The 25,268-nt window shown below is 73.7% G+C and carries 26 protein-coding genes and 1 pseudogene; 13 read left to right on the top strand and 14 right to left on the bottom strand.

Going from position 1 to position 25,268, the window contains the following annotated elements; translation table 11 throughout:
• The first annotated feature begins 28 nt into the window (after positions 1-28).
• From EAO76_RS17045 to EAO76_RS17055, 3 genes are read left to right on the top strand one after another with little or no spacing between them, the layout of a single operon-like run.
• Positions 29-1,132, top strand: a complete 1,104-nt coding sequence (locus EAO76_RS17045; protein ID WP_148836815.1) for a sensor histidine kinase — start codon at positions 29-31, stop codon at positions 1,130-1,132.
• Positions 1,129-1,797, top strand: a complete 669-nt coding sequence (locus tag EAO76_RS17050; RefSeq protein ID WP_376448194.1) for a response regulator — start codon at positions 1,129-1,131, stop codon at positions 1,795-1,797. Before EAO76_RS17045 ends, EAO76_RS17050 begins: the two co-directional genes overlap by 4 nt.
• Complete coding sequence (locus EAO76_RS17055) at positions 1,794-2,651, top strand: hypothetical protein (protein ID WP_148836816.1); 858 nt, start codon at positions 1,794-1,796, stop codon at positions 2,649-2,651. Before EAO76_RS17050 ends, EAO76_RS17055 begins: the two co-directional genes overlap by 4 nt.
• A gap of 22 nt (positions 2,652-2,673) precedes the next feature.
• On the opposite strand, the gene EAO76_RS17060 is transcribed toward EAO76_RS17055, so the two are convergent.
• Both EAO76_RS17060 and EAO76_RS17065 read right to left on the bottom strand, forming a co-directional pair.
• On the bottom strand, positions 2,674-3,099 hold the full coding sequence (locus EAO76_RS17060) for a hypothetical protein (protein WP_148836817.1): 426 nt from the start codon (positions 3,097-3,099) through the stop codon (positions 2,674-2,676).
• A gap of 94 nt (positions 3,100-3,193) precedes the next feature.
• Positions 3,194-3,958, bottom strand: coding sequence for a class I SAM-dependent methyltransferase (locus EAO76_RS17065; RefSeq protein WP_148836818.1), 765 nt, complete (start codon positions 3,956-3,958; stop codon positions 3,194-3,196).
• Positions 3,959-4,061: 103 nt separating this feature from the next.
• Between EAO76_RS17065 and EAO76_RS17070 the strand changes: the two genes are divergently transcribed.
• The 3 genes from EAO76_RS17070 (at position 4,062) to EAO76_RS17080 (ending at position 8,381) form a co-directional block, all read left to right on the top strand.
• Positions 4,062-4,583: an HAD domain-containing protein gene (locus EAO76_RS17070; RefSeq protein ID WP_148836819.1), complete on the top strand. Its 522-nt coding sequence runs from the start codon at positions 4,062-4,064 to the stop codon at positions 4,581-4,583.
• Between the two features lie 122 nt (positions 4,584-4,705).
• Positions 4,706-6,991 (top strand): helix-turn-helix domain-containing protein, encoded by a 2,286-nt coding sequence (locus tag EAO76_RS17075; protein WP_262375547.1) that lies wholly within the window; start codon positions 4,706-4,708, stop codon positions 6,989-6,991.
• A 376-nt stretch (positions 6,992-7,367) separates the two neighbouring features.
• Positions 7,368-8,381 (top strand): helix-turn-helix domain-containing protein, encoded by a 1,014-nt coding sequence (locus EAO76_RS17080; protein ID WP_148836820.1) that lies wholly within the window; start codon positions 7,368-7,370, stop codon positions 8,379-8,381.
• A 103-nt stretch (positions 8,382-8,484) separates the two neighbouring features.
• Here the strand turns inward: EAO76_RS17080 and EAO76_RS17085 are convergent, their stop codons facing one another.
• Together EAO76_RS17085 and EAO76_RS17090 are read right to left on the bottom strand one after the other, a co-directional pair.
• Positions 8,485-8,826 (bottom strand): GNAT family N-acetyltransferase, encoded by a 342-nt coding sequence (locus EAO76_RS17085; protein WP_148836821.1) that lies wholly within the window; start codon positions 8,824-8,826, stop codon positions 8,485-8,487.
• Between the two features lie 10 nt (positions 8,827-8,836).
• Positions 8,837-9,817, bottom strand: a complete 981-nt coding sequence (locus EAO76_RS17090) for a pirin family protein (protein ID WP_148836822.1) — start codon at positions 9,815-9,817, stop codon at positions 8,837-8,839.
• Positions 9,818-9,937: 120 nt separating this feature from the next.
• Between EAO76_RS17090 and EAO76_RS17095 the strand changes: the two genes are divergently transcribed.
• Positions 9,938-10,426, top strand: a complete 489-nt coding sequence (locus EAO76_RS17095) for a carboxymuconolactone decarboxylase family protein (RefSeq protein ID WP_262375549.1) — start codon at positions 9,938-9,940, stop codon at positions 10,424-10,426.
• A gap of 68 nt (positions 10,427-10,494) precedes the next feature.
• On the opposite strand, the gene EAO76_RS17100 is transcribed toward EAO76_RS17095, so the two are convergent.
• From EAO76_RS17100 to EAO76_RS17115, 4 genes are all read right to left on the bottom strand, one after another.
• Positions 10,495-11,232 (bottom strand): DUF1275 family protein, encoded by a 738-nt coding sequence (locus EAO76_RS17100; RefSeq protein ID WP_148836824.1) that lies wholly within the window; start codon positions 11,230-11,232, stop codon positions 10,495-10,497.
• Entirely contained in the window at positions 11,213-11,782 is a 570-nt protein-coding gene (locus tag EAO76_RS17105; RefSeq protein ID WP_148836825.1) for a DoxX family protein, read from the bottom strand. Before EAO76_RS17105 ends, EAO76_RS17100 begins: the two co-directional genes overlap by 20 nt.
• A 46-nt stretch (positions 11,783-11,828) precedes the next feature.
• Entirely contained in the window at positions 11,829-12,491 is a 663-nt protein-coding gene (locus tag EAO76_RS17110; RefSeq protein ID WP_148836844.1) for a hydrolase, read from the bottom strand.
• Positions 12,492-12,623: 132 nt separating this feature from the next.
• Positions 12,624-14,504: an amidohydrolase gene (locus EAO76_RS17115; protein WP_187438672.1), complete on the bottom strand. Its 1,881-nt coding sequence runs from the start codon at positions 14,502-14,504 to the stop codon at positions 12,624-12,626.
• A 450-nt stretch (positions 14,505-14,954) separates the two neighbouring features.
• On the opposite strand from EAO76_RS17115, the gene EAO76_RS17120 reads away from it, so the two are divergent.
• The 3 genes from EAO76_RS17120 (at position 14,955) to EAO76_RS17130 (ending at position 17,508) form a co-directional block, all read left to right on the top strand.
• Positions 14,955-15,926, top strand: coding sequence for an alpha/beta hydrolase (locus tag EAO76_RS17120; RefSeq protein WP_148836827.1), 972 nt, complete (start codon positions 14,955-14,957; stop codon positions 15,924-15,926).
• Between the two features lie 58 nt (positions 15,927-15,984).
• A complete protein-coding gene (locus EAO76_RS17125; protein ID WP_148836828.1) occupies positions 15,985-16,707 on the top strand; it encodes an alpha/beta fold hydrolase in 723 nt (240 codons plus the stop codon).
• Positions 16,708-16,929: 222 nt separating this feature from the next.
• Positions 16,930-17,508 (top strand): Dps family protein, encoded by a 579-nt coding sequence (locus tag EAO76_RS17130; RefSeq protein ID WP_148836829.1) that lies wholly within the window; start codon positions 16,930-16,932, stop codon positions 17,506-17,508.
• A gap of 110 nt (positions 17,509-17,618) precedes the next feature.
• Here EAO76_RS17130 and EAO76_RS17135 read toward each other — a convergent pair whose 3' ends face one another.
• Positions 17,619-18,245: a TetR/AcrR family transcriptional regulator gene (locus EAO76_RS17135; protein WP_148836830.1), complete on the bottom strand. Its 627-nt coding sequence runs from the start codon at positions 18,243-18,245 to the stop codon at positions 17,619-17,621.
• Between the two features lie 118 nt (positions 18,246-18,363).
• Between EAO76_RS17135 and EAO76_RS17140 the strand changes: the two genes are divergently transcribed.
• Complete coding sequence (locus EAO76_RS17140; RefSeq protein ID WP_148836831.1) at positions 18,364-19,386, top strand: hypothetical protein; 1,023 nt, start codon at positions 18,364-18,366, stop codon at positions 19,384-19,386.
• A gap of 113 nt (positions 19,387-19,499) precedes the next feature.
• On the opposite strand, the gene grpE is transcribed toward EAO76_RS17140, so the two are convergent.
• Positions 19,500-20,138, bottom strand: a complete 639-nt coding sequence (grpE, locus tag EAO76_RS17145) for a nucleotide exchange factor GrpE (protein WP_148836832.1) — start codon at positions 20,136-20,138, stop codon at positions 19,500-19,502.
• Positions 20,139-20,267: 129 nt separating this feature from the next.
• A complete protein-coding gene (locus EAO76_RS17150) occupies positions 20,268-20,642 on the bottom strand; it encodes a hypothetical protein (protein WP_148836833.1) in 375 nt (124 codons plus the stop codon).
• Positions 20,643-21,277: 635 nt separating this feature from the next.
• Between EAO76_RS17150 and EAO76_RS17155 the strand changes: the two genes are divergently transcribed.
• Positions 21,278-22,051: a VOC family protein gene (locus EAO76_RS17155; RefSeq protein WP_148836834.1), complete on the top strand. Its 774-nt coding sequence runs from the start codon at positions 21,278-21,280 to the stop codon at positions 22,049-22,051.
• 166 nt (positions 22,052-22,217) lie between these two features.
• Here the strand turns inward: EAO76_RS17155 and EAO76_RS17160 are convergent, their stop codons facing one another.
• The 3 genes and pseudogenes from EAO76_RS17160 to EAO76_RS46300 all read right to left on the bottom strand — a co-directional run.
• Complete coding sequence (locus EAO76_RS17160) at positions 22,218-22,661, bottom strand: Crp/Fnr family transcriptional regulator (RefSeq protein ID WP_148836835.1); 444 nt, start codon at positions 22,659-22,661, stop codon at positions 22,218-22,220.
• Positions 22,662-23,134: 473 nt separating this feature from the next.
• Positions 23,135-23,623, bottom strand: a complete 489-nt coding sequence (locus EAO76_RS17165) for a hypothetical protein (RefSeq protein WP_148836836.1) — start codon at positions 23,621-23,623, stop codon at positions 23,135-23,137.
• A 79-nt stretch (positions 23,624-23,702) separates the two neighbouring features.
• Positions 23,703-23,971, bottom strand: a pseudogene (locus EAO76_RS46300) (hypothetical protein); the annotation flags it as partial.
• Between the two features lie 176 nt (positions 23,972-24,147).
• Here EAO76_RS46300 and EAO76_RS17175 point away from each other — a divergent pair.
• Positions 24,148-25,179 (top strand): helix-turn-helix transcriptional regulator, encoded by a 1,032-nt coding sequence (locus EAO76_RS17175; RefSeq protein ID WP_148836845.1) that lies wholly within the window; start codon positions 24,148-24,150, stop codon positions 25,177-25,179.
• The last annotated feature ends 89 nt before the right edge of the window (positions 25,180-25,268 follow it).

Below are 25,268 nucleotides of genomic sequence, written 5' to 3' on the forward strand. Positions count from 1 at the left end.
AACGACCACGGGGGAAACGACACCGGCCATGACAAGCGTGATACTCGGCGGCCTTCCGGCGCTCGCGGCGGCGGCGACCGTCGCCCGGGCCCTGATCCGCCGTCGGCCCTCCGGCCTGGCCCGCCCCACGGCGGTCTGCGCCCTGCTGTCCCTGACGACCACCGCGACCGCCACCACGGGCCCCGGTTCCTTCTGGAAGCTCCCGGAGGCCGCCCTGCTGCTGCTCCTCATCGCGGCGGTGACGCGCTGGTCGCCCGTGCGGGAGCTGCGCGTGGCGGTCCCCCTCGCGGTCCTCGCGGTGGCCGTCTGGCCCGCGCCGCTGATCGACGGCGGTTTCCTGGAACGTACGGGCGCGGCGGCGTTCTGGTTGCTCCCCGCGCTCGGCGCGGCGGCGATCGGGGCCTATCCGCGCCGCATGGACCTGCGCCGGCGCGCCGCGGTCGGGGAGGCGCGGCGCGCCCAGCGGCTCCAACTCTCGCGCGATCTGCACGACTTCGTGGCGCACGACGTCAGCGGCATCGTCGTGCAGGCCCAGGCGGCCCGCTTCGTGGCGGCGGCCGATCCGAGCCAGGCGGTCCTGGCCCTGGAGCGGATCGAGAAGGCGGGCCTGAACGCCCTGGAGACGATGGACCGGACGATACGCATGCTGGACGAGGAGGAGGTGCCGGACGCATCGCCCCAGCCGCCGGGGGTTCCCCAACTCGCCGCCCTGGTGAGCGACTTCACGGAATCGAGCGGCACCACGACCCGGCTCCTCCTGCCACCGGACGTTCTGGAGTCCTTCACCCACGCGCGGGAGGCGAGCGCGGTGGCGTACCGCATCGTGGTCGAGGCGCTCACGAACGTCCGCAGGCACGCTCCCCGGGCTCCCCGCGCGGAAGTCCGCTTCGTCCCCGTCCCCGGGGGCGTGGAACTGCACGTGACCAACGAGGCGTCGCGCACGTCTCCCGGCCCCCGCAGCGATCCGCTGCGCCGGGGCGGCGGCGGGCGCGGCCTCCCCGCGCTCGCCGAACGCGCCGAGGCGCTGGGCGGCACACTCACCGCGGGCCCGTACGAGAAGGACGGCTGGCGCCTCGTGGTGGTCCTGCCGCTGCGAACGACCCGCACGACCCCTGCGAAGGAACCGAAGTGACCATTCCCCCGACGGGCGCGTCCGCGCCCACCCGCATCCTCCTGGCCGACGACCAGGAGGACATCCGCGGCGGATTCCGGCTGATCCTCGACTCCCAGCCGGACATGACGGTCGTGGGCGAGGCGGCCGACGGTGGCGCAGCCGTCGAGTTGGCCCGCGAGCTCCGCCCCGACCTGGTCGTCGCGGACATCCGCATGCCGGTCCTCGACGGCCTGGAGGTGACCCGGCGGCTGGCGGGCCCGGGCGTGCCCGACCCGCTCCGCGTCCTCGTGGTGACCACTTTCGACCACGACGACTACGTCCGTACGGCCCTGCGGGACGGCGCCTGCGGCTTCCTCCTCAAGCGCTCGGGCCCCGGCCTGCTGATCGAGGGGGTGCGGGCCGCCATGGCCGGCGACGTCCTCATCAGCCCCCAGATCACGGTCCGCCTCCTCCGGTCCGTGGCGGCTCCCGTTCCTCCGGCACCGCGCGAACCCTCGCCCCTCACCCCCCGCGAGGAGGAGATCACCCGCCTCGTCGCGGAGGGCCTGACGAACGCCGAGATAGGCGCGCGCCTGTTCATCTCCCCCGGCACGGCGAAGACCCACATCGCCAACATCCAGGCCAAGTTGAAGGTGCGCAACCGCGTGGGCATCGCGGCCTGGTCCTGGGAGGCGCTCTCATGACCGGCGGCTCCACTCCCCCGGGCCCCGCCCCGCGCCGGATTCCGGGCGAGGACGACCTGGAGCCGCTGATGCGCTGCTACGGGTACCGCTTCACCCGGACCGGGACGGTCAAGGGAGCCGAACCGTCCGGCGACCCCTCGGACGCCGCCGCGGCCCGTCGCGCGGGGTGGCCGGTGCGCGAGCCCGAGCGGTGGAGCGCGTCCGAGATCGTCGAACGCGCCGTCGCCGCGGCCGCCGCGCTGCACGAGGACGCGGTGCTCGCGGCGTTCGTCGCCGGGCTGGGCAGCGCCCCGCGCGGCCGGCAGACGGTGATCTCCCACGGCTGGGCACGGTTCCTCGGCACCGCTCCGCGGGACGGGGACGGGGTTCCCGACTGCGGCCTGGGCCCGGAGGCCGAGGTCGACGTCACCGAGCAGCTGTTGCGCCTCGCGCTCGGCTGGGCGTGGAACGAGATCCCGGAGCATTACCTGCCGGACCTGGAGGCCGCGGTGGCGCAGGGGCTGCCCCGACCGCAGGAGGAGGACCGCGAACGGCTGCGCGCGCTGCTCGACGTGATCCGCTCGGTACCGGCGGGTACGCGCCCGGGCGAACTGGAGAAGGCGGTCGCCCGGGCGAGGATCGTGCCCGGCACCGACAAGTACCAGCGCTACGGCATCCTCATCGGACTCGCCGAGACCGGGGTGCTTCCCTGCCCGGTCCTGCCGCCGATGTGGGACCGGTTCGTCCCCACCGCCGAGCGGCACGCCGCGTCCCGCACGCTGCGCGGCGCACCGCGTTCGGACATCACCCTGCCGCTGGCGGGCTGGCGCGGCGGCCTCGACGAGCGGCGTGCCGCACGGCTGCTGGAGGCATGACGGCGTCCGCCCCCGCGGAGGATCACGCGCGGTCCGGGGCACGGGAGTCCAGCCGCCGGGCGAGCAGGCCGCGCAGCCGGGCCGAGGCGCCGCGAAGGGTTCCGAGCCGTTCCACCTCGCCCGCCTCCAGCTCTTCGCGCCCCGCCAGGGCGAGCACGGCGGCGTAGGGCCGCTCGCCCTCCGCGAGCACGGCCGCCGTGGCGTCGAGGACCGCTCGCAGCACGGTGCGGTCCGCGCGGGGGTGTTCCGCCAGCAGCCGCAGGAGCCGGTTGTCGTTCCAGGCGCTGTCCCGGGCCGCGCTCAGCTCCAGGAGGGCCGCGGGCGGGGTGTGGGGGTTGGCCGCCAACGCCTGCCATACGAAGGGGTACGGGCTTCGCACGAGCCGGTGCAGGACCCGGCCGTCGTTCTCGGTACGCGCCAGTTCGAGATGATCGGCGGGCGTGTGCACGCGGGATCGCCCCTCGGGATCGTCGGAGCCGCCATCATCGCATTCCCCGTCCCCTCCCGTACCGGCGGCACCGTCCCCGGGGGCAAGCCGCCGCTCAGGGGAGGGACAGCACGGCCACGTCGTACCGCTCCGTCACGGGAACCGGGCGCGTCGCCGGCTCGTTGCGGGCGTCGGCCGCCAGACGCCGCAGCCCGTCCTCGAACTCCTCGGCGGTGAGCCGGGTGAACTTCGACTGGGGCCGGGACGTCATGCGGGCGTGGTAGTCGCGCAGGCCGGCGGTGACGGGGCGGGCGAAGGAGATGACGGTCCGGACCGCGAAGCCCGCCGCGGCAAAGTCGTCGAGTACCTCGGCCCTGGACGGAAAGCGCTGTTCGTCCGACTCGCGCAGGCGCGGCCAGTAGTCGTAGACCAGCGCGTCCAGCCGTTCCCGGAACGTCGTCCGGACGACGACCGTTCCGCCGGGCCGCAGGACACGGGCCAGTTCACGCGCCGCCCCGACGCGGTCGGGCAGATGGTGGATCACCCGGGACAGCAGGGCCAGGTCGAACAGGTCGGAGCCGGTGGGGACGGCTTCCGCGGTGCCTGCCAGGTAGTGGACCGCGGGGTACGGGTCGAGGCTCCGGGCCCGGGTGAGCATGGGCAGGGAGGCATCGATCCCGATCACCACCGACGGGTCCAGCCAACGGGCCATCGCCGAGCAGAACATGCCGGTGCCCGCGCCGATCTCCACCACGGCGGGCGACGGACGGTCCGTGAAGGAGCCGATCAGTCGTGTCCAGTCCCTCAGTGATTCCTCGGGCATCTCGTTGCCGCTCTGGTAGACGCCCGCCAGCCGCTCGTCGTCATGGACCCCGCGCATACCGATGATGCTCACCGATCATGGCCCCCGGGACAAGAGCGCCCGCAGGTGGCGGGGTCCGGGAGGCGGCGCCGGGCCCGGGGCCGGTCGCTGTCGTGCTGCCGTGATTGACCCCGCGCAGCGTCCGCTGCTGTTCCTCGACGTCGACGGACCGCTCATCCCGTTCGGTGCGCCGGCGCACCACCATCCGACCCACGCGGTGGATCCCGCGCTCCTCGGTGCCGCCGCGAACCCGCTCCTGACCAGGATCGATCCCGGGCACGGCCCCCGGTTGGCCGCGCTCCCCTGCGAGATCGTCTGGGCCACGACGTGGATGGGCGACGCGAACGAGTGCGTCGCTCCCCTGCTCGGTCTGCCGCCGCTGGCCGTGGTGGTCTGGCCGGAGCCGTCCGATGTCGATGCCCGGGACGAGCGCGACGGACTGCACTGGAAGACCCGGACCCTCGTCGATCGCGCGGCGGGACGCCCGTTCGCCTGGGTCGACGACGAGATCACCGATACCGACCGGTCCTGGGTCGCCGCCCACCATCCGGGCCGCGCCCTGCTCCACCGGGTCGACCCCCGCCGCGGTCTGGCCGACGGCGACTACGCGGCTCTCGACGCCTGGTTGCGGCGGCAGCACTGACGCCCTGCGCGGTGGCGCCGGGATGGTCGAAGCACTCCGCCCACCGAGCCAATACCATGGCTGACCTGCGATGATCGTGATTACGTTCGGCCGTTCGGTTCGAATGCGGGGAGCAAGGGGACGTGGTGGTCGATGGGGACGCGGTGTTCGGGGCGTTGCTGCGGGAGTTGCGGCTGGGGGCATCGCTGACGCTGGAGGGCCTGGCCGAGGCGTCGGGGGTGAGCGTGCGGGGCATCGGCGATCTGGAACGGAACCGGCGGGCGGCTCCGCAGCGGCGGACCGTGGCCGCGCTCGCCGACGGCCTGGGGCTGGGCGAGGAGGACCGGGAGCGGTTGCTGGCCGCCGCCCGGGCCGGACGCAGGCCGGGGTACAGCCCGCTGGGGGTGCGCGCCTTCCCGCGCGGCATCGACGACTTCGTGGGCCGGGAGCGGGAGTTGGTACGGCTGGCGGGACTCGCCGACCGGGCCGGACCCGGAACGTCGGATTCCGGACAGATGGTGGCGGCGGTGTCCGGTCCACCGGGCACGGGCAAGACCACGCTCGCCCTGCACGCCGCCCGGCAGCTCGCGGACCGGTTCCCCGACGGGCAGCTGATGGTGGACCTGCGCGGCATGGACGATGTCCCGCCCGAACCGGCCGAGTTGATGCTGGGGGTGCTCAAGGCCCTGGGCGTGGCCGACCGGGACCTTGCGAAGGCCGGGCCGCAGGGGCATCCCGGGCTGTACCGGCAGGTGCTGGCCGACCGCCGGTACCTGCTGGTGCTGGACAACGCCCGGGACGAGGCCCAGGTCCGTCCGCTGCTGCCCGGCACCGGGGCGGGGATGGTCGTGGTGACCAGCCGGCGGATGCTCACCGGGCTGGAGAGCGTGCACCGCCTGCCGCTGGGCGAGCTGAGCGGGGAGGAGGCCGCCGCCTTCCTGACCGCCATGGTGGGTACGGAGCGCGCGGGGAGCGATCCGGTGGCACTGGCCGAGGTCGCCCGGCGCTGCGGGCACCTGCCGCTGGCCCTGCGGGTGGCGGGCAGCTGGCTGGCCACCCGCAGTGGCTGGAGCGTGCGCCGTCTCGCCGACCGCCTCGCCCTCGAGGAACGGCGCCTGGACACGTTGGCGGCCGGTGACGTGCGGGTGTCGGCCGCCTTCGACCTGTCCTACCGTCAGCTCACCCCCGGGGCGGCCCGGGTGTTCCGGCTGCTCGCCCTGGTCCCGGGTCCCGACACCGGCGCCGCCTGTGCCGCCCGGCTGACCGGGCAGCCGCTGTTCGACGCCGAGGACGCCCTAGAGGAGCTGGTGGAGACCGGCCTGCTGGGCACGGACCGGGACCGCTACCGCCTCCACGACCTGCTGCGGCTGTACGCCCGTACCCGCCTGGAGGCCGAGGAGTCCGCCGAGGACGCCGCACGGGCCCGCGGGGCGATGCACCGCTGGCTGCTGGAGACCGCGGTGGTGGCCGGCGGCTGGTTCGAGCCCGACCGGGGTGCTCCGCCGGCCTCGTGGCAGGGCATCGTGGACCTGTCCGACGCGGACCGGGCCCGCGAGTGGATCCAGGACGAGAGCGCCAACTGGCTGGCCGCGCTGCGTCATGCCGCCGCCGAGGGCGAGCACGCCACCGTGGTCGAGGTGGCCGAGGCCATGCACTGGTTCTCCGACCAGTGGATCTTCTGGGGGCACTGGTCGGAGGTCTTCCGTACCGCGGCCCGCTCCGCACGTGCCCTGGACGATCCGCTCCTCGAGGCCACCCAGCTCAACTACCACGCCTGGGCCCTCCTCCTGTGCGAGGGCCGCCCCCACGACAGTCTCGCCCGCGCGGCCCGGGCGCTCGCCGTCGCGGAGCGCGCCGGCGACCCGGCCCAGCAGGCGTGGGCCCACCTCTACACCGCCTGGGCCTTCCGGATCGTCCACGACCACACCTCGGCCGCCGATCACAACGGCCGGGCCGCCGCGCTGTTCGAGGCCGCGGGCGACCTCCACGGCGCCCTCCAGTCCATGGCCAGTGCCGCTGTCGCGCTGCTGGACGCGGGCCGGCCCGAGGAGACGATCGCCGCGTCCCTCCGCACGATCGACTTCCTCGACGAGAACGAGGACCGGCTGGCACCGCACATCGCCCACTTCACCCGGACCAGCGCGAACGCGCGCATGGGCCGCGCCCACGGCCTCGTGGGGCGCTGGGCGCAGGCCGTGGCCCATCTGCGGATCGCCGTCGACCTCAGCCGCGAGAGCGGCAACGCGGCCACGGGGAGCCACGCGCTGGTGGACCTGGGCAAGGCCCTGCTGGCCGCCGGGGACCGGGACCGTGCCCGGGAAGCCTTCACCCACTGTCTCTCCCTCGGTTCCGACGCCGACCCCCAGCGCGTCGCCGAGGCCCGGGAGCAGCTCGATTCCCTCGACGCCCCCGGGTCCGGGAGCGACTGACCCCGGCACCTCTTGAAGAACCACGGGGCCCACCCGCCGAAGGCATCGGCAGGGTGGGCCCCGTGCTTCCGGCCCGCGCACACCCACCCTGGCACGACGGCCATCGCCCTTCTTTCCTTCCTGCGCACCACCTCTTTCCTTCCGGCGCACCGCTTCTTCCCTTCCGGCGCACCTCGCTGTTCCGGTGGCGCACCGCGCCGGGCCGCGCCCGTCACGCTGTTTCTTTCTGCCTGTGTTGTGCCTGGAGCCCCGGGTGACCGGCTGCTTGGCTTCTCACCGGGGAACGGGACGCCACGGCGGCCCGCTCCCGGAAGGTGTCGGCTGTCCGTGCGGTCCCCTCGGCTTCGCCGTACCGCACGGGTGGAGGGAGAAACAGTTGAGTCCGGTGATGACGACCGCGTCCGTTCCCGACCGGGACAAGGTCGCCTATTGGAGTGACGCGGTGGGGAAGGCGCTGGTACCGATGGCCGTCGCGCCGCGGGGCGACGGCCCGTTCTCCGGACGGCTCACGACCGACCGCATCGGGTGCCTGCGGGTGTCCACCATGGAGGCCGACGCGAAGCGGGTCAGCCGTACGCCGGCGCTCATCGCGCGGTCGTCCGAGGCGCTCGTGGCGGTCGGCATCCAGGTGTCGGGCACGGCGACCCTCCTCCAGGACGGCCGGCGGGCCGAGGTGGGCGAGGGCGACCTCGTGGTGTACGACACGACGCGGCCCTACTCCTTCGACTACCCCGAACGGTTCTCCGCCCACGTCTTCCAGGTGCCCCACCAGGCCCTGAGCGCGCCGGACGCCGACATCCGCCAGGTCACCGGCACCGTCGTCGGGCCCGCCGACGGTTTCGGTGCGGCACTGCTGCCCTTCCTGAGCGCACTGGCCACCTCGGCGCGCTCGTACTCCCCGGTCGTCGGCGGCAAGCTGGCGGGCGGCGTCGTCGATCTGCTCGACACCCTGGTGGCCGAGCGGACGCTGCGGGCCCCCGCGGACACGGACACCGCCCGCGGCCACCTCGTACGGCGCGTCCGTGAGCACATCGATCGCCATCTGGGTGATCCGGCCCTGTCGCCGGAGAGCATCGCGAGGGCCCAGCACATCTCCGTCCGGTATCTGCACCGGGTCTTCGAGGGCGAGGGGGTGACGGTCGGGCGGCTGATCCAGCAACGTCGTCTGGAGGAGTGCGCACGCGAGCTGGCCCGCCGCGGCCGGACGGCCCCGACCGTGTCCGCGGTGGCCCAGCGGTGGGGTTTCGTGAACCCCGCCCACTTCAGCCGGGCCTTTCGCGCCGCTTACGGCCTCTCCCCCCGTGAATGGCGCAGCCTGCGCACCGACGGCGACGGGGCCGTGCCGGGGCGCCCGGTCGCGGCCGCCCTCACCGGTGCCGGGCACCGGTAGCCGCCGTGCCGCCGGTCCCGTACGGCCGCGGCGGGCTCCCCGGGGCGCCGTCCCGGCCGGACCCCGCCCGTGCGGGGCGGGTGGGCCGGGACGGCGGGAGCGGTCAGTGCGCCAGCACGCCCTTCAGCCACTTCAGGACCTCGGGGGTCACCGGGGCGGTGATGTCGGCGAACTCCTCGTGCTTCTTGAGGAACTTCGCCACGTAGGGGCAGACCGGCACGACGCGCTTCCCCGAGGCGCGTACGTCGTCCAGCGCCTGCCGCACGAGTGCCGAGGCCAGGCCCTGTCCGGCGAAGGCCTCGCCCGTCTCGGTGTGGTAGAAGACGCGCTGTTCGTCGCGGTCGCGGTACTCGGTGAGGCCGGCGGTCACGCCGTCGACCAGGATCTCGTAGCGGTGCTCGGAGTCCACTCGCTGGACGACCGGAGCGGCGGCGGGCTGTGTCATCGTGGGCCTCTCAGTGGTGCGCCGGGTTGCGGCGCGGTGCGATGCGGATGTTGGGAAGTACGGGTGCGGGCAGGCGGTCGCCGTCGTAGCCGTCGACCTCGCCGAAGCGGTCGGACGCGTTCTGCCACGCCTCCCTGGCCTCGACGATGTCCTCGTGGCTCCGGCCGATGAAGTTCCACCACATGACGATCCGTTCCTCGAACGGTGTTCCCCCGAGCAGGATGACCCGCGCGACGGAGTCCGTCCCGTTCGTCAGCGTCAGCGTGTCGTTCCCCGTGCCGAGGTATCCCAGCTCCGCCGGGCGCAGGGTCGTCCCGGCGACGTGCACGTCCCCGTGGTCGACGAGGACGCCGTGCTCGAAGCCGGTGTCGACGGCGAGTTCGGTCGTCGAGTGCGGGTCGAGGAGGAGTTCGGCGCCGAGCAGCGGGGTGAAGGTGCGCACCGGGGAGGTGTCCCCCGCCAGTGCCCCCAGGAACACCCTGATCTCGGCCCCGCCGACCCGGACCGGGGCCGGGACGTGGTGCTGGAAGTCACGTCCGGTGTTCCGGTGTTCCTCGGGGAGCACCACCCACAGCTGGACGCCGTGCAGGGTCGTGGTGCGGGCGGTGGAGACCTCCGAGTGGCTGATGCCGTGGCCGCCCGTCATGAGGTTCAGCTCGCCGGGTCGCACGAAGGCGTGGTTGCCCATGCTGTCCCGGTGCTCGATCTCCCCGCTGAACAGCCAGCTGACCGTCTGCAGGCCGATGTGGGGATGGGGTGCGACGTCCATGCCGCCGGTGTCGGCGACGTCGTCGGGGCCGTAGTGGTCGGCGAAGCACCAGGCGCCGATCGTCGTCCGGGCCCGCTGCGGCAGCGTGCGCCGTACCGTCATCGCCCTCGGGCCGCCCAGCGGGACGTCCCGAGCTCCGAGCACCTCGATCACCGGCGGGTGTTCACCGTGGTCGAAGGCCGCCCGGGGCGGTCCTGCGGGCCCCTTCTCGGCGTCGTTCATCACACGCCCCTCCCAAAAATGGTTTCATGTTCAATAATTATGCCCGATGGTAGGCCGATGCTCCGTCGGGCGCACGGCGAAACGAGCGAGGATCGGGCAGGTCCGGTGAAGGAGTCCAGGTTGAGTGACACGGCGGCGGGCCCCGTGAGCGAGCGGGTCTTCGTGGACAAGCAGAGTCCGAGCGCGTACCGCGCCCTGGTCGAGACGTCCGGCGCGGTCCGCGCGGTCGCCGCCGACGCGGGGCTGGACCGGGTGCTGGTGGAGCTGGTCAACCTCCGCGTGTCGCAGATCAACAACTGCGCCTACTGCCTCGATGTGCACACCCGGGCCGCACTGCGCGCGGGTGAGACCACCCGGCGCCTGGGCGTGCTGGCCGCCTGGCGCGACACCGAACTGTTCACGGCACGTGAACGCGCGGCGCTCGCGCTGGCGGAGGCGACCACCGAGCCCGCGAACGCCCTCGCGCAGGAGAGCGCCTACGCCGAGGCCCGCCGGACCCTCACCGACGACGAGATCTCCGCGGTGATATGGGTGGCGATCACCATCAACGCGTTCAACCGGGTCTCCATCCTGAGCAAGCACCCCGTGCGCGAGGCCCCTCAGCGCTGAGCGGGGGTGTCCTCCCCGCTGCCGGGAGGGCCGGGGTGCCCGGCCCTCCCGCGGGACGGCGGTCCGGCTCATGCCCCGGGTCCGGCCCAGGTAACACCGGGGGCCGAGAGCCGGCGGGTGACCGCGGACACCACCACGAGCAGCGCCGCCGCCAGGACCAGGACCGGGAGGAGTCCTGCGTGGGCCAGGAGCACGGCACCTCCGAGGGCTCCGAGGAACATGGCCAGCACGGACAGGATCCGCCGCCCGGGGCGGGGGCCGGGCCCGCCCGCCGGGGCGGAGTCCGCGGCCAGCCCCGTCAGGGTCAGGGTCAGCACCGTCGTCGTGAGGTCCGGGACTCCGAGGCGCCTGGCGACCGCGTTCTGCAGCCCCATGGCGAGGCCGAGGAGCACGATCAGGGCGTACCGGACCTCCCCGGACACGCCGTCGCGCGAGAGCCCGACGACGACGGCCGCCGCCGCGACGAGCACCGTCTGGAGCGCCGTGGCGAGGGCCAGCAACCGCCCGCGGTGCGCCGTGAACCGATTGGCGAGCCGGCCGCCCGCCAGCGCGCCGGCGAGGAACGCGGCCATCGACACGACGGAGGCGGGCGCGGACAGCCCCTCGGCGCCCGCCAGGGCGAACCCCAGGAACACCACGTTGCCGGTCATGTTGGCGACGAAGACGCGCCCGAGTGCCAGATAGCTGACGGCGTCGACCAGGCCGGTCACCACCGTCAGCGCCAGCATGAGCGGTGGCAGCGGGCCGTGCCGGTCCTCCCGGGGCGGGGCCAGCGTACGGGCCATGTCAGTCAGCAGTTTGCGCATACCGGCTCCTTCCCCTTCCGGCCGGGAAACCCTCGCTCGGGGGACTTCCGGCCGGGGGACTTCCGGCCGGGGGGCGGTGCAGCAGCACCCGGGTGAGCAGTCCGCTCATCGGGCCGGCCACGAGGGCCACGACCGGGACCCACCAGGGCCAGGGGGTCAGCGCCAGGGCGTGGTCGGCCGACCAGCGGCCCGGCCCGGTGAGGGCGAGGGCCCCGGCGACCACGACGAGGACCAGCGGGTACTCGTAGCCGTCGTTCTGCACCCAGAGCCCGTTGGGCCGTTTGACGGTGCCGGCGACCGTCATCACGCCCATGGCGGCCATCGCCGCCGCGGGGGTGAGCAGACCGGCCGCCAGGAACAGGCCGGCGCCGATCTGGCTGCCGCCCGCGGCGAGCGCGGTGAGCCCGCCGCCGCGGAAGCCGTCGCGGCGGAACTCCTCCGTCCCGCCCGCCAGGCCGTGGCCGCCCAGCCCGAAACTGACCTTCTGCACCCCGTGTCCGGCGATGAGGAGCCCCACCGCCAGCCGGAGGACCAACAGTCCGATGTCCATCGCGTTCCCGCCCGTTCCCGACGTTCCGTCCGTGCCCGGCCGATGGTCAGCCGGCCGCGTGGGCGCCGATGACGGCCTGCGCGTAGACCAGGCCCAGACCGTAGGCACCGCCGTGCTCCTTCACCACCTCCGTGACGGGAACGTACGTCTCCTCCCGCGCCCAGTCGCGCTGGAGTTCGAGCAGCACCTGCACCCAGGTCACCGGGACGGCACCGCCCCGGATCATGCGCTGGACGGCGTGCTCGTGGGCCTGCGGGCTGACGCCGCCGGACGCGTCCGTGACGACGTAGACCTCGTACCCCTGGGAGATGGCGGACAGCGTGGGCAGTACGACGCAGACCTCGGTCCACAGACCCGCGATGACGAGCTTCCTGCGGCCGGTCGCCCGGACGGCCTCGACGAACTCGGCGTCCTCCCAGGCGTTCATCGTGGTCCGGTCGATGATCCTCTCGTCGGGGAACGCCTCGGCCAGGCCGGGCAGGATCGGGCCGGAGAAGGATTCGGCGGCCACGGTGCTCAGGACCACCGGGACGTCGAACACCTTGGCCGCCTCGGCCAGCCCCAGGGTGGAGTTGATGATGGCGGTGCGGTCGCCGCTCCCCGTGCCGAAGAACATCTGCGGCTGGTGGTCCACGAACAGCACGGCGCAGTTGTCGGGGGTCAGCAGGTCGGGGCCGGGAGCCGCGGTGACCTCGGAGATGTCGAACATGGGAGTGCCTTTCATGGGTGGGTGGGTGCGGACGGGTGCCCGCTTCCGCGCACGGCCGCCGTTCGGCGGAGCGCGATGGAGTGGAGTGGTGTCCCGGGAGGGGCGGCCCGTGGCCGGGCCCCGCCCGGGAGGTCAGAGGGAGAAGCAGGGGTCGAGGACCGGGGCGCCCGCGTCGGGGAGCAGGCCCCGCCGTACGCGCCACTGCCGGTGCTGTTCCGACTCCGCGACGGCCTCGCCGAGCAGTTCGGCCTGGCGGGCGCCCGACGGGCCGGTGCGGGGCGCGGCCCGGTAACCGCCGAAGTGCGCGACCGGGCTCCACCCGGGGCTGACCGGCGGCAGTTCCTCGTCGAGGCCCTCGTACTCGGCGGCGGCGTGGACGATCCGGCCGCCGACGACCGTCAGCAGGGACTCGATGTGCGCGATGTCCGGTTCGGGCACGGTGAAGTAGTCGTCGGACAGGACCGCGAGGTCGCCGAAGTACCCCGGTCGCAGAATGCCCTTGACGTCTTCCTCGCCGGTCAGCGCGGCGCCCGCCGAGGTGAACATCGACAGTGCCGTCCGCCGGTCGACGCGGTTGTGCGGCGGGCGGACGACCAGGTCGCCGACGGTGCGGCCGGTGACCAGCCAGTGCAGGGCCGTCCACGGGTTGTAGGTGGAGACCCGGGTGGCGTCGGTGCCGGCGCCGACCCGCAGTCCGCGCTCCAGCATGGCCCGGACCGGAGGGGCGTCCGCGGCGGCGCCGGGGCCGTAGCGGCGTACGAACGCCTCGCCCTGGAAGGACAGCCGGTTCTGTACGGACATGGCTCCACCGAGGGCGGCGACGCGGTCGAGGCTTTCCGCGGAGACGGTCTCCGCGTGGTCGAAGAGCCAGCGGTTCCCGGCCGGGAAGAGCCCTTCGGCGGCCAGTTTCTCGAATACCGTGAGATCTCGCCGGATGGTTTCGTCGTAGGTGGCGTGCAGCCGGAATCCCCAGCCGTTCTCCATGAGCAGACGCACGGCCTTCTCGAATTCCACCGCGTATCCGGGGTCGAGTTCGGGGCGCGGCTGGGCGAAGTTCTCGAAATCCGCCGCCGCCCAGGTGAGGTTCTCCCCGGCGCCGTTGAGGCGCAGCCATTCGTCGCCGTCCTCGGGGCGGGCCGTTCCGACCCAGCGGGTCAGGTCCTCGATCTCCTGGCCGGCGGTCTGCGGGAAGAGGTGGTAGGCGATGCGCAGCGACAGCTGTCCGGCCCCGGCGAGTTCGACGACCGTGCCGTAGTCGTCGGGGAAGTTCTGGAATCCGCCGGCGGCGTCGATCGCCGACGTGAGCCCGAACCTGTTCAGCTCCCGCAGGAAGTGACGGGTCGAGGTCTTCCTGTCCTCGCCCTCCAGAACCGGGGCCTTGGCCAGGGTCGAGTAGAGGACCAGGGCGCTCGGAGCGGCCAGCAGCATGCCGGTGGGTTCGCCGCGCCGGCCCCGTACGATCTGGCCGCCCTTCGGGTCGGGGGTGTTCCCGGTGTATCCGGCGGCCCTGAGCGCGGCCCGGTTGAGTATCGCCGACTGGTACAGGTGCAGCACGAACACCGGGGTGTCGGGGGCGGCGGCGTTCAGCTCGGCGACGGTCGGCAGCCGCCGTTCGGCGAACTGCTCGACCGACCAGCCCCCCACCACCCGCACCCACTGCCCCTTGGGGGTGCGGGCCGCCTGCTCGCGCAGCATCGCCAGTGCCTGGCGCAGTGTGCGGACGCCGTCCCAGCGCAGCTCCAGCACGTAGTTGAGGCCGCCCCGGATGACATGCAGGTGGGAGTCGTTGAGGCCGGGGATCATCCGGCGGCCGAGGGCGTCGACCACCTTCGTGGCCGGGCCGACGCGGGAAGCCATGTCCCCGTCGTCGCCGACGGCCGTGATGACGCCGTCGCGTATGGCGATCGCCTCGGCCCCGGGACGGCCCGGGTCGCCGGTGTGGATCTTCGCGTTGCGGACGACGAGATCCGCGGCATCGCCGGTGGCGCTGGGGACCAGCCCACCGACCGGCATCGTGGACACCTTTCGACAACCTCCTGCGGTGTGGACGGCGCCGGTTTCCGGCTGCGTCGTTTCCTCCGCACCGGTGTCCGGCCGTGGTGGCAGCGGCGGACGGGACGAGGACTCGGGCGTTTCGGACCGATCCGTCCGCGCCCGGCCGGAACTGATTCCCGGCGGCTTTTCCGTGAGGTGCCCGGGATCGAAATCCCTACGGCCCGCGACTGCTTCGCCCTCAGGCTATTTCCGACCGGCTCGGCGGTGTTTCCCGGCAGTGCACCGTGTTCGTTCCGAAAGTGCACCTTCATTTCCGTGCACTGTCGGGGCATTACCTGTGCGCTGGGGGTCAATTTCCACCGTTCCCATGGTTTTGGATTGGTGAATGACGGCCCCTCGGATCTGTGTCCGGCCCGGAGCCGCCCGGCCGGAGGAACCGGCACATCATCTGGAACCCAGGAGAACCACATGTCCGACGTCGTGGAGCCGGCCCGGCCGGTGCTGGAGCCGGCGGCAGCCGCTTTCGCCGAGGCGACCGCCAATCCGCCCTATCTGTTCGACCTGCCGCCGGCCGAGGGTCGCAAGGCGGTCGACGAGGTGCAGTCCGGGGAGGTCGACAAGCTGCGGATCGACGAGGAGTGGATCACCGTGCCGGGCGGTCCGACGGGTGGTGTCCGCACGCGCGTCGTGCGCCCCGCCGGGGCGACCGGCCCCCTGCCGGTGATCCTCTACATCCACGGTGCTGGCTGGGTGTTCGGCAACGCCCACACCCATGACCGTCTGGTGCGCGAGCTCGCCGTCGGTGCGAACGCCGCCGTGGTCTTCCCCGAGTACGACCTCTCCCCCGAGGCCCGCTACCCGGTCGCCATCGAGCAGAACTACGCGGTCGCGCGGTGGATCGTCCGGGAGGGCGCGGCCAAGGAGCTGGACGGCTCGCGGCTGGCCGTGGTCGGTGACTCCGTCGGCGGCAACATGACCGCCGCGCTGACGCTGATGGCCAAGGAGCGCGGCGACGTCCCCCTCGTCCAGCAGGTCCTCTTCTACCCGGTCACCGACGCGAACTTCGACACCGGCTCGTACCACCGGTTCGCCACCGGCTACTTCCTGCGCCGCGACGGCATGCAGTGGTTCTGGGACCAGTACACCACCGACGAGGCCGAGCGCGCCCAGATCACCGCCTCCCCGCTGCGGGCCACCATCGACCAGCTCACCGGCCTGCCGCCGGCCCTGGTCGTCACCGGCGAGGCCGACGTGCTGCGCGACGAGGGCGAGGCCTACGCCGACAAGCTGCGCCGGGCCGGCGTCCCCGTCACCGCCGTGCGCTTCCAGGGCATCATCCACGACTTCGTCATGCTCGACGCCCTGCGCGGGACCCAGGCCGCCCGGGCCGCCATCACGCTGGCCGTCGACACCCTGCGCACCGCGCTCCACACCGGGTGACGCCGCGCCGCGCGCCCGTCCCCGAGAACCGCACGGCACCGAGGAGAAGAACCCGAACATGACCACACGCCCCATACCCACGGCCGTTCTCGTGCACGGCGCCTTCACGGACGCCGCCGGCTGGTCCGGGGTCATCGCGGAGCTGCAGAGCCACGGCGTCCCCGTGGTCGCGCCGCCGAACCCGCTGCGCGGTCTGGCGTCCGACGCCGCGTACATCGCGTCCGTGGCCGCCCGGATCGACGGTCCGGTGGTGCTCGTCGGCCATTCCTACGGCGGGGCGGTCATCTCCGTGGCGGGTGTCGCGGAGAACGTCGTCGGGCTGGTCTACGTCGCGGCCTACGTCCCCGAGGAGGGCGAGAGCCTGGGCGAACTGCAGGGCCGCTTCCCCCTCTCGCCGCTCGTCGGCAGCCTGAAGGAGGCGACGTACCCCGTGCGGGGGTCGGAGCCCGCGGTCGAGGTCACCATCGAGGCCGGGGTGTTCGGGGACGTCTTCGCCGCCGACGTGCCGACCGCCGTCACCGAGGTCCTCGCGGTGGCGCAACGCCCGCTGGCCACCTCGGTGTTCACGGAGGCGGCCTCGGCCGCCGCGTGGCACACCAAGCCCTCCTGGGCGCTCGTGGCCGGCGCGGACCGGGCGATCAACCCCGAGGTCGAGCGGTTCGGGGCCGAGCGTGCCGGGGCGAAGACCGTCGAACTCGACGACGCCTCGCACGCCGTGGCCGTGTCCCGGCCCGTGGAGGTGGCCGGGCTGATCCTCGAAGCGGTGCGCGCGACGGGCTGACCGGACCGCGGACCGCCGGGAAGCCGTGCGGCCGGACCACCCGCCCGGGGTCCGGCCGCACGGCTTCCGTCCGTGGTGCGGGCGGGCCGGAACCGGACGGTACGGAACGCGCGCACAGTGCACCGGCAGGCACCACCGCGTGCACCACCGGTCAACACACCCGGTGCCCGAAGACCTAGCGTCATCCACGTACGCACGACGCAGTACCGCAGGAGGCACACCATGACCAGCAGTTCCAGCCCCTTGAGCGGCAGTCGGCCGCGGTCGCACCGCAAGGGCGAGGTGGTCCAGGAGTTCGGCACCGTCAAGCAGTTCCCGATCGGCCTGTCCCACGAGGCACGGACGTATTCGTGCCAACGCCTGAACAAGGTTCTGGCGGACACCCAGATACTCCACGGCCTCTACAAGAAGCACCACTGGCTGATGCGCGGCGCGACCTTCTACCAGTTGCATCTGGTCCTGGACAAGCACGCGGGGGAACAGCTCGAACTCGTCGACGCCCTCGCCGAACGTGTCCAGTCCCTGGGCGGTGTCGCGGTGGGCGACCCCCGGCACGTCGCGGAGATCACCTCGGTCCCGCGGCCTCCGGACGGGGTGGAGGAGGTGCCGGCGATGCTGTCGCGGCTGCTGGAGGCCCACGAGACCATCCTCGTCGAGGCCCACGACGCCGCCGCCCGGACCGGTGAGCTGGGTGACGACGGCACCAACGACCTGCTGGTCTCGCAGGTGATCAGGACGGGGGAACTGCAGGCGTGGTTCCTGGCGGAGCATCTGGTCGACACCCCGCTCGTCCGCGTCTGACGAACCCTCCGCCCGTGCCCGTCGGGCGAGGACCGCGCCGGGAAGGAGCGGGCCGAACAGGGCGTCCGGAGGGCATCCGAGCACACCGCGCCCGGTCCGAACGGCGGTGCTCAGGCCGGTGGTTCGCCCCGGCCGCGCACCAGCGGCAGATACACCTCGTCGACGATCTCGACGAGGACCTCGTCGGGTGCGGCGGGCACCGCGCGTACGACGAATTCGTTGCGCAGCAGGACCATGGCCACGGTGGCGACCCGGGGGTGGAGCGCCTCGGGGGGAGCCTCGCCGCGGGCGACGGCGCGGCCCAGGATGGTCAGCCAGGCGGCGGCCGTGGCGTCCGCGGAGCTCTCCTGGAGCCGCGCCAGGAGTTCCGGGGTCCCGCCGGCGGCGGCGAGCAGTTCGCGCAGGATCGCGCCGAGCGGGGAGCTCCAGTAGCGGTTCGCCTGGCGCAGCCACTCCAGGACGTCGCCGCGGAGCGTGCCGGTGTCGGGCGGCTGGACCGTCGTGGCCAGGTGCTTGTAGGCGGCGACGCCGAGCGCGAGGCGGTTCGGCCAGCGGCGGTAGAGGGCGTTCTTGTTGGTGCCGGCGCGGGCGGCGACCTTGTCCATCGTCAGCCCGGCGTATCCGGAGCCGGTGAGCTCGTCCGCGGCGGCGCGCAGGATGGCCTCCTCCAGGGCGGCCCCGCGCCGCCGTGTCCGTCCGGCGTCCGACCGCACCCGCCCCTCCGACTCCTCCGCCATGGCACCTTCCCACGCTCGATACCGCCCGTACCCTCCCATTCTCGTCGCAGCCCATGCCCCACCAAAAATAAGGTACGGTCCGTACCGTAAAAGTTTCCGTGCGGAGAGGACATGACGCATGCGCGCCAGAGGCATCAGTTACGACACCGGCTTCGTCCACGGCGGAACCGTCGGGCACAGCGCCTTCGACCCGGAGCTGGTCGGGCGCGAGCTGCGCGTCATCCGCGACGACCTGCACTGCAACGCGGTCCGGATCATGGGCGGCGATCCGGACCGGATCGAGATCGCGGCGGGGCTCGCCGCCGATCTCGGCCTGGAGGTCTGGTTCTCCCCCTACCCGCTCGAACTGACCACCGACCAGATGCTGTCGCTGTTCGCCGACTGCGCCGAACGCGCGGAGCGGCTCAGGCGCCGAGGGGCCGAGGTCGTCTTCGTCACCGGCGCCGAACTGAGCCTGATGAACAAGGGGTTCCTGCCCGGCGACGGGGTGGACGAGCGGGTCGCGCTGCTGGCCGACCCGCAGCACGTGCGCGAGCACGTCGCCGGGGCCGGTGCCCGGGTCGACGAGTTCCTCGCCGAGGCCGTCCCCCTCGTACGCGAACGCTTCGGCGGGAAGGTCACCTACGCCGCCGTGCCGCTCGAAGGCGTCGACTGGTCCCTCTTCGACATCGTGTCCCTGGACCTCTACCGGTCGGCCGAGACCGCCGACCGGTTCGCCGAGGGCGTCCACGGCCTCGTCGCACCGGGAAAGCCGGTCGCGATCACCGAGTTCGGCTCGGCCTGCTACCGGGGCGCCGGTGACAGCGGCGCCCGCGGCCTGGAGATCGTCGAGCACGACAAGGACACCCGTGCGCCGCTTCGGCTGACCGGGGAGTACGAGCGTGACGAGGCCGGACAGGCCGCGTACATACGCGAGTTGCTCGAAGCGTTCGACGCCGGAGGCGTCGACAGCGCCTTCGTGTTCACCTTCGCGCTCCGCGACTACCCGCACCGCCCCGACTGCGGCCCCGGCGAGGACCTGGACCTGGCCAGCTACGGCGTCGTGAAGGTCTTCGAGGACCGTCCCGGGACCACTTACCCCGACATGCCGTGGGAGCCCAAGGCCGCGTTCACCGCCCTCGCCGACTTCTACCGCGGCTGAGCCGCGCGGAAGGCTTCCGGACGGCTCCCGCCCGGTCGCCGTACGGGGGCACGGGATCCGGGGTGGTCCCGTTCGGTCGGTCGTACGGGCGCCGCTCCCGGACCCGGCGGCGTTCAGGTGTCCCGTGGGGTACGCACCCGTTCGGGGCCGGGAGCCGTGTCGGCCGTGTCGCGGGCGGTCCGCCGGGTGGGGGCCGGCCCCGTCACCTCCACCTGGGCGGGGCGCAGGAGATGGTCGCCGACCCGGTAGCCGTACCGCAGCACCTCGGTGCACACGGCCGCACGGGCCGCGCCGGAGGCACGGAAGGCGACCGCCTCGTGGTCATGGGGGTCGAAGGGCTCGCCCACCGCCCCGACGGTGCGCAGGCCGAGTGCCGCCAGCCGGTTCTCGATCACCCCGGCGAGGGCCGCCGCGCCGCGGTCGTCGCCCCGTCCGCGGACCTCCTCCACGACGTCCAGGACCGGCAGCAGACCGGTGAGGACGTTGGCCACCGCGATCTCCCGGATCGCCAGGCGGTCGCGGCGCACCTGCTTGCGGTAGTTGTCGTACTCGGCCTTCACCCGTTGCAGGTCGTCGGTCAGCTCCGCGATCCGCTCGCGCGGCTCCGTCCCGGCCTTCGGCTCCGTCCGGCCGGTCCCCGCCGCGTTCCGGCGGTACCGGGGCGGGAGCCCGGCCGGGGCGGTCCCGCGCCAGTCGCGCACCGGCACGAGCGACCGCTCGCCCCGCCGGCCGGGGTGCGGGTTCTCACTCATCCGGCCTCTCCCTTCCGCTCCTCGTCGGCGATCTCCGTGCGGACGGCTTCGGCGTCACCGGTGGCCGCGCCCCGGTCGTGCCGTCGCCGGTGCTTCCGCCGCTCCGGTCCCGGGCGCGGAAGCGTTCGGTCACTTCACCCCCAGCCGGTCCCGCGGGGTCAGTGGCAGCAGGGCGCCCAGCGCCTCCTCGGGGTCGGGGACGAAGACCGCCAGTCGGCTGTACGGGGCGCCCCGGCGCAGTTCCACGCACAGCACCGGCCGACCCTCCCGTATCAACACGAAGTCCCGCCCCTCCTGGAGCGGGCGGACACCCGCGTACAGGCGTCCGGGGATCCAGGTGCCCCGGCCGCGCTCGCCGCGCAGTGCCCGCCACCAGTCGGGCTCGACCCTGGGGAGGCGCAGTGCCGTGACCGGGACGCGCACGTCGCGGTGGCGTGCCATCGCCTTCTCCCACCAGGACAGGCGCACGACGATGTCGGCGCCCTCGACCACCACCCGTGCCATGTCCGCTCCTCGTCGTCGCGCCGACGTGCCGGGCGCGGACCGGTCCGGGCGGGTCCCGGGTCCGGGTCGCGGCAGTGCGGCCGGTGGAGGGCACAGCCGCGCGGGGGGGTCCTTCGCCGAAGCGGCGGGAGTGCGGTCCTCCGGCGCACGGCGGCGTTTCCTCACTTCCATTGTCCGCACTTCCATTGTCCGCCCGGCGGGCGGACCGGATCGCCCTCGGGGCTCCAGGACCGGAGCCGGACCGGATACGGACGGGCCCGGGCGGTCGAGGGCCGTCCGGGCCGGGGTGGTGCGGGATCGGGCGCGGGCGTCGTGGTGTTGATGTGCGGTGGGGTGCGATCGGCGCCAGGGTGGGGGCATGGGCCCGGCGCGGCGGCGGCCCTGTCGCGGCGCCTCCGGTCCGCCGCGGCAAGCCGGATGAGCCGTGCGCACGGGGCGGGGCCCGGTGGCCGCGTCCACGCCCGGCACTGGCCGGCCAGGGCCCGGTCGTCGGGGCGCCGCGTCCGTGTCCCGGCGCCAGGTGGGCCCACGCGCACGGTACGACACCGGCACCGGCGGTCCGGGGCGGCCGCGGGGCGGCCCCGTCGTCCGGCACGTTCGGGGGCTGTCCCTCCACGCATCCGAAGGAGTTCCGAATGACGACCTCCGACAAGATCATGCCGGTGATCGGCGCGCCCTGCTGGGTGAACCTGCTGACGCAGGACCTGCGGGCGGCGCAGGCCTTCTACGCGGATGTCATGGGGTGGAAGTTCAGGGACAGCACCCTGGGCGACGACTTCTCGGTGGCGCTGGCGCGGGGCGAGCCGGTCGCCGGGATCGGGTGCTGTCCGGGTGGGAGCCATCCGGCCGTCTGGACCCCGTACTTCGCCGTCGGGGACGCGGACCGGACGGCGGGCCGGATCAACGAGCGCGGTGCCACGCTCGCCGTCGGTCCCCTTCCGCTGGGTGACGGCCGGGCCGGGATCGCCGCCGACCGGGACGGTGCCGTGTTCGGGTTCTGGGAGGGCCCGGCCCTGTCCTGGCCGGTGGGGCGGTGCGGTGCCCCGGTCCGGCTGGACCTGCGGACCCGCGACGCGTTCGACGCCGCCATCTTCTACGCGGAGATCTTCGACTGGGCCCGTCCGCCCGGCGGCTGCACGGTCGACTACGCCCAGGACCACATCGTCGTCCAGGCCTCGGGGCGCACCGTCGCCACCCTGCGCGGCGGGGGCGTCGAGGACGCCCCCGACCCGGAGGTCCGGCCCCGCTGGAACGTCGACTTCCACGTCCGGGACAGCGGGCGGGCCGCAGCGGCCGCCGTCGCGGCCGGGGGCGAGTCATCACCGGTTCCCTCACTCACCGGTACCCCGGAGGACGCCTGCGTCATCCGCGACTCCGACGGCGCCCTCTTCACCGTGTCCGGCGTCTGAATCACCGTGTCCGGCGTCCGACGGCAGCCGCCTCATCCAGCGTACCCGTGTCGCCCGCGTCGGCCAGGCAGGAGCGCGCCCGGCCGCGGGCGGGCAGACGTGAGCCGCGCCGGTCGCCGGGAGGGGCCTGCGACCGGGGCGCGGGCGGGCGGCCCGGTGGGCGGTCTCAGGTCCGTGCGACGGATTCGTAGAGGTCGAGCAGTCTGCCGCGGGTCGCGTGCAGCCGCCGGGTGAGCACCATGCCGACCCACTGGCTGATCTCGAATCCGAACTCGGGGTCCGACCGGCACAGGGCCCGTACCCGGGCCGCGTCGAATTCGTGGGCCCGGACGGGGCTCAGCGTCTCGGCGCCCAGTTCCCACTCGTAGGGCGGGAAGAGCCAGGACAGCCCGACCAGCTCGCCCGGCCCCAGGGTCTCGATCTCCGCGCGGCGCCGGTTGGGCAGCTGTGAGTCGAGGGTCACCGCCCCGGTCTTCAGTACCCAGAAGCGATCGGCGGCGGTGTGTTCCTCGAAGAGCCGCTGCGCCGCGGGGAAGTGGACATCCTCGGCGAGGCTCAGGAGGTGTTCACGGCGTGCGGGTGGCAAAGACGTGATCTTGAGTGTGGTCATCGGAGTACTCCTGCGAGGAGCGGCTCTCCGCGGCGGGCAGGACCCTCGGGTCACTCCGTGGAGCCGTTCCGTCGCCGCGGCGCCCGGCTCCCGGGAGATGGCGTACGAGGAGGTGCCCACGCGCGTCGCCCGTGCGGTCACGAGGTTCTGGCGACCTCTCGTAGAAGGGTTTTTCCCCGCCGGGGCAGAAGTACGCAGCCGAAGCCGTGTCTCCGTGTGCGATCACGCCCCACCCGCGTGAGGATCGGAACACGGGCGGTGGTCCGGTGGCGCCCCGGTCCCTCCGTGGGACCGGCCCCCTTCCCCGGTGCTCCGGTCCGCTACCCCACCCGTGCCCCGCCCCGCCGCGTCGTCGCCGGGGCCCCGATGTCCGGGGTTGTTCCTGCCCGGTGGTCCGCTCCGGCCCGTGGTGGCGCCCGCCGCGCCGCGTGACGGACGGGAACGGGCCGCGTGCGGAACGTGTGCGGCCCCGTTCAGGACCCGACCGCGGCGATCACCGCACGGCCGTGCCGCAGCAGTCGCTCGTCGTCGGCGCAGCGGTAGCGGTTCCGGCCCCGGCCGCGCGTGTTGTCGTGGCGCCGGACGGAAGCGAGCTCCTGGCGGAGCAGCGGGACGGCGGGGGCCGCGGCGGACACCGTCCGCGCCCACGCCTCGGCCGCCCCCGGGCGGTTGTCCCAGTGTTCCGACCACGCGTGCAGCAGTGCGGGCACGGATTCGTCCGGATCCCTTCCCACCTGCCACAGCGCCACCGTGAGGGTGCCCGCGACCCAGCCGCCGCTCTTCTCGGGCGACTGGCGCAGCCCGCGCAGGGCGGGCAGCAGCCCGGCCGCCCCGGTGCCCGTGCGGGCGATCGTCCGCAGCGCGTCGTACCGCTGGAACCGGCGCTCGCCCGCGAGGCCCTCGGACAGCACGGACAGCACGAGGTCCTGCTCGCCCCCGGCCGACCACAGCGCCGCGGCCATGTCGACGCGGTGGCCCGGGTCCTCGTCCCGGGCCGGTTCCCGCAGCTCCGGCAGTGCCTCCCGGGCCGTCGCGGCCGTCGCCGTCGATACTGCGGAGCAGGTCGACGATCCCGCCCCGCCCCGGCAGACCGGCCGTCGCGACCGGCTCGAACAGGAACGGGATGCACGCGACCGTGCTGTCGTACACGTCCCCCTGGTGGTGCACCGCGCCGTGCATTCCGTCGAGCGCGGCCTCCCGTTCGTCCGGATCGGCGGACGCCGGCCCCGCGGCAGCTCCGGCACGTCGGAGGCATCGCCGTACGCATGGTTCATGGACGCCCGGTCGACGTCGTCGATCCCCGTGAACATGACCGGAAGTCTGCCGTGCACCACTGGCAGGAGACGGCCGCCCCCGTCCGTCGCCTCCCGCCGACGGGGGCGGTCGGGCGTCTTGACAGGGGCCGCCGGACGGGGATCGGCTGGGGCTCCGCTCCGTCCCGGTACGGAGTTCGTCCATGGAGTCGGGTAACGGGGGTCGACTGGCCGTGCTGCGGGTGCACTTCACGTCCGAGGACCTGGGGCGGGTGCGCGTCGCCTCGGGTCCGGACCATCTGTGGGAGATCAGCAACAGCGTGCAGACCCTCCAACGGCGCGACGGGGAAGGGGTGTTCGGCGAATGGCGCCGGTGGGTGCGGCCGCGCCTCTCGGACAGTTGCAGATTCCTGTCGCCGCTGCTGCCGCCCCACGGCTGTTCCCCGGACTTCCTCACGCCCACCCGCGGCGACGGCGAGACGTTCCAGGCGGCGGTCGACACCCTGGTGCGCACCCCCGGTCCGCGACTGCGCAGGGATCTGGCGCGGGTGGCCGCCTCGCGCCGCCTTCCCGGCTGGACGGACGCGCTGGCGGGCGGGGACGGCGACACCCTCCTGCGGCTGGGGCACGCCCTGCGCACGTACCACCAGGAGGCACTGGCACCGTTCTGGCCGCGCATCCACGCCCACATCGACGCGGACCGCATCGTCCGGCTGCACAGCCTCCTGGACGGCGGGACGGAAGGCCTGCTGGCCGCTCTCGGACCGCGGCTCCGCTGGCGGCCGCCGGTGCTGGAGGCCGACTATCCCGTGGACCACCACCTCCATCTCGACGGCCGCGGGCTCACTCTGCAGCCCTCGTTCTTCTGCTGGCCCACGCCCATCACGCTCGCCGACGGGGATCTTCCCCCCGTCCTGGTGTACCCGATCGACCACGCGATGGACTGGGTCCGGCCCGCGCCCCCGGAACGGACCGGCGGCGACGCGCTGGGGGCGCTGCTCGGACACACGCGCGCCGCGGTCCTCCGGGCCGTTCGCACCGGCGCCTCCACGGTCGGCCTGGCCCGGCTCCTCGGGGTGACGCATCCGGCGATCAGTCAGCACATGAAGGTGCTGCGCGCGGCCGGTCTGGTGACCACGGTCCGCAGGGACGGGCGGTCGTTGCACGTCGCGACCGCGGAGGGGCGTGCGCTGCTGCGCAGTTGCGGGCGCGGGGAGGCGGCAGGACCGGCGGGGTGGCCGACACCGCCCGGCGCCGCGCGGTAAGTCTGGGCTTTCGGGCCTTGCGCCTGTCATGGGCACGCAAGGATGCTGGGGGAACTGTCGCGCGCACATCCCCCCACCCCCCACAGTCC

It is taken from the genome of Streptomyces sp. sk2.1 (assembly GCF_008120935.1).
Taxonomy (GTDB): domain Bacteria; phylum Actinomycetota; class Actinomycetes; order Streptomycetales; family Streptomycetaceae; genus Streptomyces.

Bases quoted from the DNA above. Each gene is read 5' to 3' on its own strand.
- EAO76_RS17045 (WP_148836815.1), top strand. From the start codon at position 29: ATGACAAGCGTGATACTCGGCGGCCTTCCGGCGCTCGCGGCGGCGGCG.
- EAO76_RS17055 (WP_148836816.1), top strand. From the start codon at position 1,794: ATGACCGGCGGCTCCACTCCCCCGGGCCCCGCCCCGCGCCGGATTCCG.
- EAO76_RS17065 (WP_148836818.1), bottom strand. From the start codon at position 3,958: ATGCGCGGGGTCCATGACGACGAGCGGCTGGCGGGCGTCTACCAGAGC.
- EAO76_RS17085 (WP_148836821.1), bottom strand. From the start codon at position 8,826: ATGACACAGCCCGCCGCCGCTCCGGTCGTCCAGCGAGTGGACTCCGAG.
- EAO76_RS17090 (WP_148836822.1), bottom strand. From the start codon at position 9,817: ATGAACGACGCCGAGAAGGGGCCCGCAGGACCGCCCCGGGCGGCCTTC.
- EAO76_RS17100 (WP_148836824.1), bottom strand. From the start codon at position 11,232: ATGCGCAAACTGCTGACTGACATGGCCCGTACGCTGGCCCCGCCCCGG.
- EAO76_RS17105 (WP_148836825.1), bottom strand. From the start codon at position 11,782: ATGGACATCGGACTGTTGGTCCTCCGGCTGGCGGTGGGGCTCCTCATC.
- EAO76_RS17110 (WP_148836844.1), bottom strand. From the start codon at position 12,491: ATGTTCGACATCTCCGAGGTCACCGCGGCTCCCGGCCCCGACCTGCTG.
- EAO76_RS17115 (WP_187438672.1), bottom strand. From the start codon at position 14,504: ATGCCGGTCGGTGGGCTGGTCCCCAGCGCCACCGGCGATGCCGCGGAT.
- EAO76_RS17120 (WP_148836827.1), top strand. From the start codon at position 14,955: ATGTCCGACGTCGTGGAGCCGGCCCGGCCGGTGCTGGAGCCGGCGGCA.
- EAO76_RS17125 (WP_148836828.1), top strand. From the start codon at position 15,985: ATGACCACACGCCCCATACCCACGGCCGTTCTCGTGCACGGCGCCTTC.
- EAO76_RS17130 (WP_148836829.1), top strand. From the start codon at position 16,930: ATGACCAGCAGTTCCAGCCCCTTGAGCGGCAGTCGGCCGCGGTCGCAC.
- EAO76_RS17135 (WP_148836830.1), bottom strand. From the start codon at position 18,245: ATGGCGGAGGAGTCGGAGGGGCGGGTGCGGTCGGACGCCGGACGGACA.
- EAO76_RS17140 (WP_148836831.1), top strand. From the start codon at position 18,364: ATGCGCGCCAGAGGCATCAGTTACGACACCGGCTTCGTCCACGGCGGA.
- grpE (WP_148836832.1), bottom strand. From the start codon at position 20,138: ATGAGTGAGAACCCGCACCCCGGCCGGCGGGGCGAGCGGTCGCTCGTG.
- EAO76_RS17150 (WP_148836833.1), bottom strand. From the start codon at position 20,642: ATGGCACGGGTGGTGGTCGAGGGCGCCGACATCGTCGTGCGCCTGTCC.
- EAO76_RS17155 (WP_148836834.1), top strand. From the start codon at position 21,278: ATGACGACCTCCGACAAGATCATGCCGGTGATCGGCGCGCCCTGCTGG.
- EAO76_RS17160 (WP_148836835.1), bottom strand. From the start codon at position 22,661: ATGACCACACTCAAGATCACGTCTTTGCCACCCGCACGCCGTGAACAC.
- EAO76_RS17165 (WP_148836836.1), bottom strand. From the start codon at position 23,623: ATGGCCGCGGCGCTGTGGTCGGCCGGGGGCGAGCAGGACCTCGTGCTG.